11 protein-coding genes are annotated in these 13,280 nt (G+C 64.1%); 8 read left to right on the top strand and 3 right to left on the bottom strand.

Translation table 11 applies throughout. The annotated features are described in order from the left end of the window. The first annotated feature begins 5 nt into the window (after positions 1-5). Positions 6-1,118, top strand: coding sequence for a 3-dehydroquinate synthase (aroB, locus tag ASD80_RS11210; RefSeq protein ID WP_056232804.1), 1,113 nt, complete (start codon positions 6-8; stop codon positions 1,116-1,118). A 169-nt stretch (positions 1,119-1,287) separates the two neighbouring features. Here aroB and ASD80_RS11205 read toward each other — a convergent pair whose 3' ends face one another. Then, a complete protein-coding gene (locus ASD80_RS11205; protein WP_056232802.1) occupies positions 1,288-1,563 on the bottom strand; it encodes a BolA family protein in 276 nt (91 codons plus the stop codon). Between the two features lie 42 nt (positions 1,564-1,605). Between ASD80_RS11205 and ASD80_RS11200 the strand changes: the two genes are divergently transcribed. The 4 genes from ASD80_RS11200 (at position 1,606) to ASD80_RS11185 (ending at position 6,475) form a co-directional block, all read left to right on the top strand. Then, a complete protein-coding gene (locus ASD80_RS11200) occupies positions 1,606-2,232 on the top strand; it encodes a J domain-containing protein (RefSeq protein ID WP_056232800.1) in 627 nt (208 codons plus the stop codon). A 219-nt stretch (positions 2,233-2,451) separates the two neighbouring features. Further along, a complete protein-coding gene (cobS, locus tag ASD80_RS11195) occupies positions 2,452-3,435 on the top strand; it encodes a cobaltochelatase subunit CobS (protein WP_056232797.1) in 984 nt (327 codons plus the stop codon). Between the two features lie 161 nt (positions 3,436-3,596). Beyond that, the gene (gene cobT / locus ASD80_RS11190) at positions 3,597-5,486 is read left to right on the top strand and encodes a cobaltochelatase subunit CobT (RefSeq protein ID WP_056232795.1); all 1,890 of its coding nucleotides are present in this window, start codon (positions 3,597-3,599) and stop codon (positions 5,484-5,486) included. Beyond that, a complete protein-coding gene (locus tag ASD80_RS11185) occupies positions 5,483-6,475 on the top strand; it encodes an esterase-like activity of phytase family protein (protein WP_056232793.1) in 993 nt (330 codons plus the stop codon). The genes cobT and ASD80_RS11185 overlap by 4 nt, the downstream gene beginning before the upstream one ends. A 44-nt stretch (positions 6,476-6,519) precedes the next feature. Here ASD80_RS11185 and ASD80_RS11180 read toward each other — a convergent pair whose 3' ends face one another. Together ASD80_RS11180 and rpmB are read right to left on the bottom strand one after the other, a co-directional pair. Beyond that, positions 6,520-7,206 carry a queuosine precursor transporter gene (locus ASD80_RS11180; RefSeq protein ID WP_056232791.1) on the bottom strand — a complete coding sequence of 229 codons (687 nt, stop codon included), beginning with the start codon at positions 7,204-7,206 and terminating at the stop codon, positions 6,520-6,522. 325 nt (positions 7,207-7,531) lie between these two features. After that, positions 7,532-7,816: a 50S ribosomal protein L28 gene (gene rpmB / locus ASD80_RS11175; protein WP_056232788.1), complete on the bottom strand. Its 285-nt coding sequence runs from the start codon at positions 7,814-7,816 to the stop codon at positions 7,532-7,534. 220 nt (positions 7,817-8,036) lie between these two features. On the opposite strand from rpmB, the gene ASD80_RS11170 reads away from it, so the two are divergent. The 3 genes from ASD80_RS11170 (at position 8,037) to ASD80_RS11160 (ending at position 13,158) form a co-directional block, all read left to right on the top strand. Further along, positions 8,037-8,819, top strand: coding sequence for a DUF3108 domain-containing protein (locus tag ASD80_RS11170; protein WP_056232786.1), 783 nt, complete (start codon positions 8,037-8,039; stop codon positions 8,817-8,819). 919 nt (positions 8,820-9,738) lie between these two features. After that, positions 9,739-12,747: a helicase-related protein gene (locus ASD80_RS11165; RefSeq protein WP_056232783.1), complete on the top strand. Its 3,009-nt coding sequence runs from the start codon at positions 9,739-9,741 to the stop codon at positions 12,745-12,747. Between the two features lie 3 nt (positions 12,748-12,750). Continuing rightward, complete coding sequence (locus ASD80_RS11160; protein ID WP_056232781.1) at positions 12,751-13,158, top strand: RNA-binding S4 domain-containing protein; 408 nt, start codon at positions 12,751-12,753, stop codon at positions 13,156-13,158. The last annotated feature ends 122 nt before the right edge of the window (positions 13,159-13,280 follow it).

Genomic DNA, 13,280 nt, shown 5'->3' with positions numbered 1-13,280 from the left:
TTGATATGGCCGATATCGCCCACAAAGTTCACGTCGCCCTCGGCGAGCGCGCCTACGACATTCTGATCGGTGACAGCCTGCTCGACGATGCGGGGACAATCCTGGCCGAGCGCTTTCCCGGTCGCCGCTATGGCATCATCACCGATGACAACGTGGCCCGCGCGCAATTGCCGCGCCTCACCGCTTCGCTCGATGCGGCGGGGCTCGGCCATACCGAAATCGTGCTGCCAGCGGGGGAGGCCACCAAGTCCTGGACCCTGCTCGGCCAGGCGGTGGAAGGCATTCTCGCTGCTCGGCTCGAACGCGGCGACCTCGTCATCGCGCTCGGCGGTGGCGTGATCGGCGACCTGGCCGGGTTCGCCGCGTCCATCGCCCGGCGCGGCATGGATTTCGTGCAGATGCCGACCTCGCTTTTGGCGCAGGTCGATAGCTCGGTCGGCGGCAAGACGGGCATCAACTCGCCCCATGGCAAAAACCTGATCGGCGCCTTCCACCAGCCCAGGCTGGTGCTGGCGGACCTGTCGACTCTCGATACGCTGAGCCCGCGCCAGTTCGCCTCCGGCTATGCCGAGGTCGTCAAATATGGCCTCATCGACGATGAGGATTTCTTTTTCTGGCTCGAAGAGCATCAGCCCGAAATCTTCGCCGGCGGCCCGGCGCGCGGCGAGGCCATTGCCCGTTGCTGTGCCCACAAGGCGCGCGTCGTCATCGAGGACGAAAAGGAACTCGGCGTCCGCGCCCTGCTCAATCTCGGCCATACATTCGGGCATGCGCTGGAAAAGGATACCGGCTATTCCGACCGCCTGCTGCATGGCGAAGGCGTCGCCATCGGCATGGTGCTGGCGCATGGCTTCTCGGCGCGGCTGGGGCTGGCGCCGAGCCAGGACAGCGGCCGCATTGCCGCGCACTTGAAGAAATCGGGCCTGCCCACCACTTTGGCTGATATCCCCGGAACACTCGGCTCCACCGAAACATTGATGGAAGCCATCGCGCAGGACAAGAAAGTCCAGCGCGGCGCGCTGACGTTTATTTTGACCCGGGGGATCGGACAGGCGTTCATCGAGAAGAATGTGGGCGGCGCGGCGGTGGCAGAATTTTTGAACGAAATGCGGGGCTGATCCCCTTCTCCCCTTGTGGGAGAAGGTGCCCGAAGGGCGGATGAGGGGGGCTTTGAGCTCCCCGCCAGCATTAAAGCATGGGCAACCGCAGACCCCTCACCCGGAACTCCGTTGAACGCGGATTTCCACCCTTTCCCACAAGGGGCGAGGGGAGGCCGGCGCAAGAGGACTACTCCCAGGGCCCATCCACCGGCAGCACGTCGATGGCCAGGGCATGCACCCGGTCCTTGAGTTCGGCGTCGAGAACGTCCATGACGGCGCGGTGTTGCGCCACGCGGCTCATCCCGTCAAAATGGCGGGTCGCGATTCTGACACGAAAATGGGTTTCACCACCTTCCCGCCAGCCGGCATGACCGAAATGCTTGTTCGATTCATCGATCACATCGAGGAAAGCGGGGGCAAATTTGCTGGTGAGCTTGGCGGTTAAGGTGTCTTTTACGGACATCGCGTCGAGTTCTCCGTTGTTTTCAGGCTTTAACTAGGCGCAATGAAACTGACTTCCAAGCTCTTCGACACCATTCGCATCAAGCCGCGCCGGGAAGAAAAACCGGCGCCGGTCGAGCATGTCTGCGACTGGGAAGGGTGCGAGCTGGCCGGCGAATATCGCGCGCCCAAGGGCGCCCGCAGCGAAGGCCAGTACCACCATTTCTGCCTCGAGCATGTCCGCCACTACAATACGGCGTTCAATTTTTTCGCCGGCATGGACAAGGACGAGCTCGAGGAGGCGTTGCACGCTCCGCCCAAGGCGGAATCGCGCTCCAGCTTTGCCACCGGCAATCCCAATATGCGGGGCGCCCGCGCCGCCCGCGAGGCGTTGCGGCCCGGCGACAGATACGGCGATCCGTTTGGCGTTTTCGCCAAATATCGCCACCGCCAGTCGCAGAAGCCGGCGACCGAACGCGTCAAGCCGCTGCATGAGCAGGACCGGCGGGCGCTGGAAACGCTGGGCCTGATCGGGCAGGCCAAGTCCGACGACATCAAGCGGGCCTATAAGACGCTGGTCAAAATCCATCACCCCGACGCCAATGGCGGCGACAAGGCCAGCGAGGAGCGCCTGCGGACGATCATTGCGGCCTATTCACATCTGAAGAAGACGGGGTTCGTGGCGAAGTGATCTTTCTTACCTCTCCCTTTTGGGGGAGAGGTCGACCCGAAGGGTCGGGTGAGGGGGCCTTCCCCGCGCACCGCACCCAGTAAAGGCCCCCTCACCCGTCGGCTGCGCCGCCGACCTCTCCCCCGAGGGAGAGGTGAAGAGGTGCCTACCGCCCCCGTCACAATGCTGCTATAGAGCCCGCGACTTCCCGCCTCGAATCCTTCCGCCAAGAGCCATGCCATGACTGAGTACACCAATCTGCCCGACACCGAATTTTCGGCACGGGAGCTGTTCGGTATCGACACGGACATGAAGGTGATGGGCTACAAGGAAGCCAATAGCCACGTGCCGCCGGTCGATCCCGATTACCTGTTCGACCGCAACACCACGCTGGCCATCCTTGCCGGCTTTGCCTTCAATCGCCGCGTCATGGTGCAGGGCTATCACGGCACCGGCAAATCCACCCATATCGAGCAGGTCGCGGCGCGCCTCAACTGGCCGCTGGTCCGCGTCAATCTCGACAGCCATGTCTCCCGTATCGATCTCGTCGGCAAGGACGCGATCGTGCTCAAGGACGGCAAGCAGATCACCGAATTCCGCGATGGCATCCTGCCCTGGGCGGTGCAGAACAATGTCGCGCTGGTGTTTGACGAATACGATGCCGGTCGCCCGGATGTGATGTTCGTGATCCAGCGCGTGCTGGAAGTCGCGGGCCGGCTGACCCTGCTCGACCAGAATCGCGTGATCGTGCCTCATCCGGCGTTCCGGCTGTTCTCGACCACCAATACGATCGGGCTGGGCGATACGTCGGGCCTCTATCACGGCACCCAGCAGATCAACCAGGGTCAGATGGACCGCTGGAGCCTGGTGACCACGCTCAACTACCTGCCGCATGACAAGGAAGTCGGCATCGTGCTCGCCAAGAACAAGGCCTATGGCGAGAATGACAAGGGCAAGAAGCTCATCGCCAATATGGTACGCCTGGCCGACCTGACGCGCTCGGCCTTCATCAATGGCGATCTCAGTACCGTCATGTCGCCGCGTACCGTGATCACCTGGGCCGAAAACACCCAGATTTTCGGTGGCGATGTCGGCTTCGCCTTCCGCCTGACCTTCCTCAACAAATGCGATGAGTTGGAGCGCCCTGTCGTGGCCGAGTTCTACCAGCGCGTGTTCGGCGAAGATTTGCCGGAAAGCTCGGCCAATCTGGCCGTCACGGCTTAGGATGAAAGTGTGGGCTCCGTGCTCCCCTCCCCCTTGAGGGGAGGGGTTGGGGGTGGGGGTCCATCGGTGATCTACTGACCCACCCCCTCCCCGGCCCTCCCCTCAAGGGGAGGGGGCGCCGTTGGCCATGTTGGTGGCCAGGCAGACGACGAGCATTCAGAATGGCACAACCACCGCGCAGCAAAGCCAACAAGCCCGACCAGACCCAGGTCTTCAAATCGGCCATGGGGGCGACGGTGCGCGCCATCGGCGCCAAGCCCGAGCTGGAAGTGACCTTCACCTCCGACCGGCCTTTGCTCACTTCCGACAAGGCGCGCCTGGCCAATCTGCCGCGCCTGCCGACCCGCCGCGATATCGCCATTGCCCGCGGGCAGGGCGATGCCATGGCCATGCGGCTGGCCAGCCACGATCCCGATACCCATCGCAAGCGCTCGCCGATGGACCCCACGGCCCGTGCCGCTTTCGACGCGCTGGAACAGGCCCGCGTCGAAGCTCTGGGCTGCGTGCGCATGCCCGGCATGGTCGGCAATATTTCCGAAATGCTGGAAGATCGGCTGTTCCGCGCCAATTTCGCCGAGGTCGACAACAAGGGCGATGCGCCGATTGCCGAGGCTCTGGGCCTGCTGCTGCGCGAAAAGCTCGCCGGCGTGCCGGTGCCGCCTTCGGGCCATGCTTTGGTCGATCTGTGGCGCAAGGAGATCGAGGACAAGGGCGGCAAGTCGCTCGATGACCTGCTGACGCGCTACGAAAACCAGGACGAGTTCTCGCGCGCCGCCAAGGCGCTGCTGCGTGACCTCAATCTGGTGCCCGAAAGCGAGCTGGACGATCCCGATGCCTCGGACGAGGAAGAGGGCGAGAGCCAGGATCCTGAGCAGGGCGACAGCTCCGACCAGTCGCCCGAACAGGGCGAAGGCGAGAACGACAGCCAGGATAGCCAGCAGGACGAGCAGGCCGGCGAGTCGGAAGAAACCGGCGACGTCGAGGGCATGGAATCGGACATGGCCGATACCGATGAGGACGCGGCCGCCGAAGCCGGCGAAGACGCGCCCATGCCACCGCCCGCCAAGGATGGCGGCACCCAGCTCTCCAACCAGTTCAACTACAAGGTCTTCACCACCAAATTCGACGAGATCGTCAAGGCGGCCGAGCTGTGCCCGCCCGACGAGCTCGACCAGTTGCGTGGCCTGCTCGATAAGCAGCTGGAAAACCTGGCCGGTGCCGTGGCGCGGCTGGCCAACAAGCTGCAGCGGCGCCTGATGGCCAAGCAGAATCGGAGCTGGCAGTTCGACCTCGAAGAGGGTCTGCTCGATACGGCGCGCCTCACCCGTGTCGTCACCGATCCGATGCAGGCTTTGTCCTTCAAGGTCGAGAACGACACCGATTTCCGCGATACGGTGGTGACGCTGCTGATCGACAATTCCGGCTCGATGCGCGGCCGCCCGATCACCATCGCGGCCATCTGCGGCGATATTCTCGCGCGCACGCTGGAGCGCTGCGGCGTCAAGGTCGAGATCCTGGGTTTCACCACCCGCGCCTGGAAGGGCGGCAAGAGCCGCGAAGCCTGGCTCGAAGCCAATCGCCCGGCCAATCCGGGCCGCGTCAACGATGTTCGCCACATCATCTACAAGGCCGCCGACGAGCCGTGGCGCCATGCAAGGCGTAATCTCGGCCTGATGATGCGCGAGGGCCTGCTCAAGGAAAATATCGATGGCGAGGCGCTCGAATGGGCGCGCAAACGCCTGCTGGCCCGGCCGGAAGCCCGCCGCATCCTGATGGTGATTTCCGATGGCGCCCCGGTCGATGACAGCACGCAGTCGGTCAATGCCGGCAATTACCTGGAAGCCCATCTGCGGCAGGTGATCGAGGATATCGAGACGCGCTCGCCGATCCAGCTGGTCGCCGTGGGCATTGGCCATGACGTGACGCGCTACTACCGCCGCGCCGTGACGCTGCTCGATGCCGAGGAACTGGCCGGGGCGCTGACGGACGAACTGGCCGCCCTGTTCGACGAGGAAATGCCGGTGCAGACGCGGCGGCGGGGACGGGGATGACCCTGCGGCGCGTCGCCATCGTCGCGGCGATGCTGGCGGGGAGTTTTCCCGCCATGGCCGTCGAGGTGAGCGTCAGCGCCAGCCCGATCACCCAGTTCAAGGACAGCACGGTCGATCAGCCGGTCGATGGTCTGATCTTTCGCGGCGGCATCGCGCTGGTCAGCCAGAATGACACTTTCGGGGGTCTCTCCAGCCTCGCCATGACCGGGCCGGACCAGCAGGCGACCTTTGCCAGCGACCGCGGCAATTTCGTCACCGGGCAACTGGCTTATGACGATGCGGGGCGCCTCTTCGGCTTCATCGGCGCCTGGGTCGAGCCGATGCGCAATTCCAAGGGCGACCTGCTGCCGCGCCAATATGCCAAGGATGCCGAAAGCCTCGACACCGTCCATCGCGACGGCGTGCCGGTGGCGGTGCGCGTTGGCTTCGAGAACCTGACCCGCGTTGCCGATTTCGCCCTTGTCGACGGCCGGCCGGGCGGGCCGGCGCGCGAGGTGCGCATTCCCGACTGGCTCACCGACCTCCGGACCAATGAGAGCCTGGAATCGCTCTGCATCGCGCCGCCGGCCTCGCCCATAGCGGGGTCCACCCTGCTGCTGACCGAAGAGGCGCTGGACGAGGAGGGCAATCATCGCGGCTGGCTGCTCGGCCAGAACGACAAGGGCCCCATCGGCTACCAGAACAGCCCGGTGGTGAACCCCACCGATTGCGCCTTTTTGCCCAATGGCGACCTGCTGGTGCTCGAGCGCGGCGTCTCCATGCTGAGCTTTGTGATGAACCTGCGCCGCGTCCCCGCTGCCGACGTGCGGCCAAACAATCTGATGGCCGGCGAATTGCTGCTCTCGGCCACTGGCGGCAGTATCGACAACATGGAATCGGTCGCCGTCCACACCGCCCCCGATGGCGAGTTGCGCATCCTCATCGGCTCGGACAACAATTTCAACGACTGGCAACGCACCCTGCTGCTGGAATTTGCCCTGGCGGAGTAGCCTCCTTTTCCCTCTCCCTCAAGGGGAGAGGGGAAGTCCGCGCCCTAAGCCCGCGCCCCCAGGGCCGGTAGCGGCATGATCCGGCCCATCAGGGCCCGATAGGGCGCCAGCAGCAGCAGCGCCGCGAGGAATTTCACCATGAAGTCGCCCGTGGCCAGCGAGGTCCAGAGCGGCACGTCCGGTCCGATGCCGAGCCATGGTGCCGGGAAACCCAGCGAGCCATCGGCCATGCCGAACAGCATGTCGACGGCCACCAGAGCCGGGGCAAAGGCGACGGTGAAGAAGATCGTGGTATCGATCATCGAGCCGAACAGCGAACCCGCCAGCGGCGGCAGGAACCAGGCCCGGCTGGCCCGCAGCCGCGAGAACACGGCGATATCGAGCAATTGCCCGACAAGGAAGGCGGTGGCCGAGGCGACGGCGATGCGTGGCGTGGTGGCCGGATCGCCACCAGCATTCCAGGGCAAGGGATTGTAGCTCAGATAGAAGGACAGGCCGAGCCCGACGAGAAAGCCCACCAGCACGACGCGGCGCGCATTGCGCGGGCCGTCATAGCGGTTGGTCAGGTCGGTGATGAGGAAGGCGAAGGGGAAGGTGAAGGCGCCCCAGGTCAGCAGGTCGGCCAGGTTGACCGAGCCGAGCTGGGCCTGCAGCGGGTAGAGCACGAGAATATTGGACGCGGCAACGACCACGACCATGGCGGCCACGGCCGCCAGGAAACGAGCAAGCATCAGAATGCACCTCTATATGAGCGCGATCCGGCATAAGACCGGGGCGCAGGATTATGGATAGGTATCACCCCACCCACCGAACGTCACCCTCGGGCTCGACCCGAGGGCTCTTGGTTTGCCACGTCCTCGTGGTTCGAGGCGCCAAGAGGCGCACCTCACCATGAGGACTACTGATTGCACCCGAGCCTAAGAGTAGCCCTCATGGTGAGGTGCGAGTTCTTCACGAGCCTCGAACCACGAGGGCGTGGCAAACCAAGAGCCCCCCAAAAACAAAACCGCGCGGAGCATGAACTCCACGCGGTCAAATCTGAAACCGGTCTACTGCTTACGCAGCGAGGGCGGCGCGAATTTCCTTCTTGATGCCCTGGGCGAGCGGGGACAGCGTGTCGTCGCTCTGCTTGAGCAGGAAGGCGTCCAGACCGCCGCGATGCTCGACCGTGCGCAGCGCCGCAGCCGAGACGCGCAGCTTGATGCCGCGGTTGAGCGCGTCGGACAGCAGCGTCACGTTGACCAGGTTGGGGAGAAACCGGCGGCGGGTGCGGTTGAGGGCGTGCGAAACGTTGTTGCCAACCATTACGCCCTTGCCAGTCAGATCACAGCGACGTGCCATTTGATGGATATCCTATTTGTGTAAAGGTCCTGCGTGGCGGGCAATTCCCGCGACGGGCCTCGATTGTTATGAAATCTGGCGCGTCTTTAGAGAAAACGGCTGCCGCCGTCAAGGTGAAGCGGCCTCAAACGCCCGCGAGTGCCTTGCATGGGCCATATCGCGCAGGCAATTTTGAGCAGGGCGCTGATTCGCGTCCGCCCCATGCAGAGAGCCGACCGCCTTGATCCAGCTCCGTCTTGTTCCCCTGGCCGCCCTGGCGGTGTTCCTGAGCCACCCCGCCGGCGCGGCCGAAGTCGATGCGAGAGCAAGCTATATATTGACGCTGGGCGGCATCAATATCGCGGCCATGAAAGTCGATCTCGAGGATAACGGCAGCCGCTATACGCTCGATCTTTCGGCCAATGTGGCGGGGCTGGGCACGCTGGTCGCCAGCGGTACGGCCAAGGCCACCTCCACCGGGCGCTCCTCCGGCTCCTCGCTGCTGGCCGAGGAATTCGATCTCGAAACCCGCGCCAATGGCGAGACCTTCACGGTCGACGTGTCCTTTGCCGGCCACGATGTCTCCGCCTTCAAGGTCACCCCGCCGATCGTCGACAATTACGACCGCGTACCGCTGGAGCGCCGGCACCTGACCGGGGTGGGCGATTTTCTCTCGGCCTTCGTGCTCAAGGGCAATGGCCTCGACAGGAGCCTCTGCCAGCGCCAGGCTAAGATTTTTACCGGCGTCGAGCGCTTCAACATCGCCATGAGCTATGCCGGCGACGACGAGGCGACCTCGCCGCGCACCGGCTATCAGGGGCCGGTGGTGCTGTGCACGGTGGACTACGACCCGGTCTCGGGCCATTTCACCAGTTCGGACATCACCAACTATCTGGCCGACAGCGACCGCATCGTCATCTGGTATGCCCCGCTCGGGGAAACCGGCTATTTCATCCCCTATCGCGTGCTGCTGGGCACCGATATGGGAGATCTGTCGATGGTGCTGACCGAGATGCGGTTCTAGACGCTGTCCCGCCACGGGACGGTCAACGGCTTTTTCCTCAATATTGCTCCGCCAAAGCGGCGCAGCGCGGGCCGGCTGGCGTTAACGTTGGCCAGTGCCGGGAAAATGTTCGTGCAAGGTTCCGGTGAGATTCGGCCGGGACGACCCGAAATTTACCCTTTGGTCACCAAGATAAAGCCGTTCGGGGCTATTTGGCCCCAATTGTCGCGGCACTAGTGGCGTGGCGCGCCTGGCCCCCAACATGTCGTGGCGAACAAAGCGGCATTGGCGCGATTCACCCGATTCTGTCCCCGTTCGTTCCCGGTTTGGTTCGGGTGTGAACGGAGCCGTGGACGGACCGGCCATTGTGTGCCGGTTTGGGAATGCCGCCAGCGTCACCCGCAACCACCGGCCGTCACCCTCGGGCCTGACCCGAGGGCACTATACTTGCCGGGCACATCATTAAGTGCAGAGCCCTCGGTCAAGCCCGAGGGTGACGATCGAGTTGGGATTGCCTGTCCCATCCCGATACGGTCAAGCATCGCGATCCTCAATTTTCGCGCGCCACAGTCCGCTTTTGCGGCACCTGCGTCATAAATCCGACAAAAATCTTTGCCATTCAATCATTTACCGGGCCTTCACACATGCCCGATTCGCGCTGCGAATTTACGACTTCGCAACGAAGTTGAACGCTTTGCCGCGTTTTCAGCAGTTTTTCTGCATCTTTGTATTTCGGCTAGTGGTATTTCCCGGCGACCACCCCCAGACGTTGTGGAGAACGAAGCCGGATTCATTGATTTGCGCCGATTCGGTGCCGTTTCGTTCCTACCCTGTTCTTTATATTAAGCGGGGGAACAAAAAGGTCGCCAAGCCTGTCCTTTCTTGGGACAATGCGCGGCGGCCCTCGCAACCCACGAGCTGACCTCCTACATTGCCGGCAATGACTTTCGCGCCCCCCCAATCGGTCAAGGCGATCCTTGGCCCCACCAATACCGGCAAGACCTATTTTGCCATCGAGCGCATGCTGGCCCATCCCACCGGGATGATCGGCCTGCCGCTGAGGCTATTGGCGCGCGAGGTCTATCAGCGCTGCGTCGAGCGCGTCGGCGAGGGGGCGGTGGCGCTGGTGACGGGCGAGGAGCGCATCGTTCCCGCCAAACCGCGCTACTGGGTCTGCACCGTCGAGGCCATGCCCACGGACATCCGCGTCGATTGCGTGGCGATCGATGAAATCCAGGTGGCCACCGATTTCGATCGCGGCCATGTCTTCACCGACCGCATTCTCAATGCCCGCGGCACGAGCGAAACCCTGCTGCTGGGCGCGGCCACCATGGCGCCGGTGATCCGGCGCCTGCTGCCCCATACCGAGATCGTCGACCGGCCGCGCTTTTCCCAGCTCACCTATTCGGGCAGCAAGAAAATCTCGCGCCAGCCTTCCCGTTCGGCCATCGTCGCCTTCTCGGCGCGGCAGGTCTATGCCATTGCCGAGCTGATCCGCCGCGAGCGTGGCGGGGCCGCCGTGGTCATGGGCGCGCTCAGTCCCCGCACCCGCAATGCGCAGGTAGAACTCTACCAGAATGGCGATGTGGATTTTCTCGTCGCCACCGATGCGATCGGCATGGGGCTGAACCTCGATATCCACCATGTCGCCTTTGCCGATGACAGCAAGTTCGATGGCCATACCAGCCGGCCGCTGACCGCTGCCGAGCTTGGCCAGATCGCCGGGCGGGCCGGTCGCCATGCCCGCAATGGCAGCTTTGGCGTCACCGGCGGCACTGAGGGATTTGACGAGGATATGGTGGTGGCGCTCGAAACGCACGACTTCGAGCCGGTCAAAGTGCTGCAATGGCGCAACAATCGGCTGGATTTCGCTTCCATCGATGCGTTGCGCGACAGCCTCGAAATGGCCCCCGAACACCGCAGCCTGACCCGCGTTCCCATCGCCACCGACCAGCATGCGCTCGAATTCGTTTCGCGCAACGAGGCGGGGCAGCTGGCGCGCGGGCTCGATGGCGCGCGGCTGCTCTGGGAATGTTGCCAGATCCCTGATTATCAGGGCATTTCACCGGCCAATCACGGCGAAATCGTTACGCGGATTTACGCGGATTTAGTCAAGCGCCACCATGTCAACGAGGACTGGATTGCCGAGCAGGTGCGCTTTTGCGACAATGCCAGCGGTGACATCGATACGCTGAGCAACCGGATCAAGCAAATCCGGACCTGGACCTTCGTTGCGAACCGCAAAAACTGGCTTGCAGACCCTTCACATTGGCGCGAAAAGACCCGAGACATTGAAGACCGGCTGAGCGACGCTTTGCATGAGCGTCTCACTCAGCGCTTCGTCGACCGGCGCACCAGCGTTTTGCTGCGTCATCTGAAAGACAAACGTATGGCATCTCCCGAGATCAATGAGCGTGGCGAAGTGCGGCTGGAAGGCCATCTCATCGGCACGCTTGAAGGCTTCCGCTTCACCCTGGCGCGCAATGACGGCGACGCCGACATCAAGGGCCTGCGCGCGGCAGCCGATTCCGTGGTGGCGCCCGAAATCCACAATCGCGCCGATCGCCTGGCGGGCGCGCCCAATGAAGAATTCGTGCTGGCCACCGATGGTCGCTTGCGTTGGAAGGGCGATATCGTCGCCGAGCTGATCGAAGGCGATGCGCTTTACCGCCCTCGCATCCTGATCCTGGCCGACGAGACGCTCACCGGGCCCGATCTCGAGCGCGTGCAGGATCGGCTCAGCCTCTGGCTGCGCCACCACATCAACACGGTGCTCGAAAGCGTCATGGCGCTGGAAGCGCCGGCCGATCTGGAGGGCGCCGCCCGCGGCATCGGCTTCCAGCTCTTCGAGCATCTCGGGCTCATTCCGCGCAGCCAGGTGGCCGATGAGGTCAAGGGGCTGGACCAGGATGTGCGCGGCAAGATGCGCAAGCTGGGCATCAAGTTTGGCGCCTATCACATCTATCTGCCGCTGTCGCTCAAGCCCGCCCCGCGCGAGCTGGCGCTGATTCTGTTTGCCCTGAAGAATGGCGGCGTGCGCCAGGCCGGCGTCACCGACATTCCCCATATCGTGCTGAGCGGCCGCACCTCTTTCGTGGTCGATCCCGAGGTCGATACACGGCTTTATGAAATCGCCGGCTTCAAGGTGGCCGGCAAGCGCGCCGTGCGCGTCGATATCCTCGAACGCCTCGCCGACATCATCCGCCCGCTGATCGCGCTCGATGCCGGCCGTCCCTATGCGGGCGAACTGCCTGCCGGCGCCGCCGAAGGCAATGGTTTCCGCGTCACCGTGGAAATGACTTCGCTGCTGGGCTGCTCGGGCGAGGATTTCGCCTCCATCCTCAATTCGCTCGGCTATCGCGTCAAGCGCACGCCCAAGGCGCCGGCTCCCGCCGTGGCGGCCGAAGCGACTGCCGACGCGCCGGCTCTGGAAGAGGTGCTGGCCGAAAATCCGGCTTCCGTCGATGCCGTGGACGCGGCCCCGGTGGAAGCCGTGGCGATGGAGACCCCGGTAGCGGTCGAGGCCGAAATTCCGGCAACCACCATTGTCGAAGCCACCCCGGAAACCGCCGAGACCACCCCTGCCGAACCGGCGGCCCCGGCCGAGCCTGAATTCGACGAAGTCTGGTCGCCTGCCGGCAAACGTCCGGACAACAAGCGGCACGAGCATCGCCGTCGTCCCGAGGGTGAGGTGCAGGCCAAGCGCCCCGAGCGCCATCATCGTCCGCCGGCTCCGCGGCGGCCGGAAGGCGAAGTGCAGGATCTCTCCAAGGCCCGCCATCTCAATCCCGGGCCCAAGGGCCGCAACGACAATCGCCGCCCGGACGACCAGAAGGGCGAGCGCGCCCGCTTCGAGCGTCCGGCACCCGAGCCGCGCAAGGAAAAGGCGTTCGATCCGGATAGCCCCTTTGCCAAGCTCGCCGCCTTGCGCGACCGCAAGGCGGAGTAGGCATTGGCAGGACCGGCCGAACCCATCCGCAAGGAAAGGCTCGACAGGTTCCTGTTCTTTTCGCGCGCCCTCAAGTCGCGCACGCTGGCGCAAAAGCTCATCGAGACCGGCGCCATCAGGGTCAATTCCGACCGCACCACCCGCTCCGACCACAAGGTCGGGGCGGGCGACGTGCTGACCATGAGCCTGCACGGCCGCATCGTGGTCTGGCGCATCGTGGATTGCGGCACCCGCCGCGGTCCGGCGCCCGAAGCGCAGGCGCTCTACGAAGACCTCTCCCCGCCGGCTCTGCCCAAGGCCGAGCAATCCCCCTATGACGCCGCCATCGCCCAGCGCGACGACGGGGCCGGGCGCCCCACCAAGAAGCAGCGGCGGGACACGGACAAGTTGCGGGGCGGGGATGATGAGTGACCCGCGAGGCTCGCTCAAACTGGATCGTCACCCTCGGGCTTGTATCGACGAAATCTGATTAAGATGTCCCGGGAGGCGGTCGCATCCGCGCTCCCGGGCAGACATCGACCGTCCTCGGGCAG

The organism is Devosia sp. Root635 (assembly GCF_001427605.1).
Classification (GTDB): Bacteria; Pseudomonadota; Alphaproteobacteria; order Rhizobiales; family Devosiaceae; genus Devosia.
Note: the sequence above shows the minus strand (reverse complement) of the source record. Positions and strands in the feature narration are given on the sequence as shown.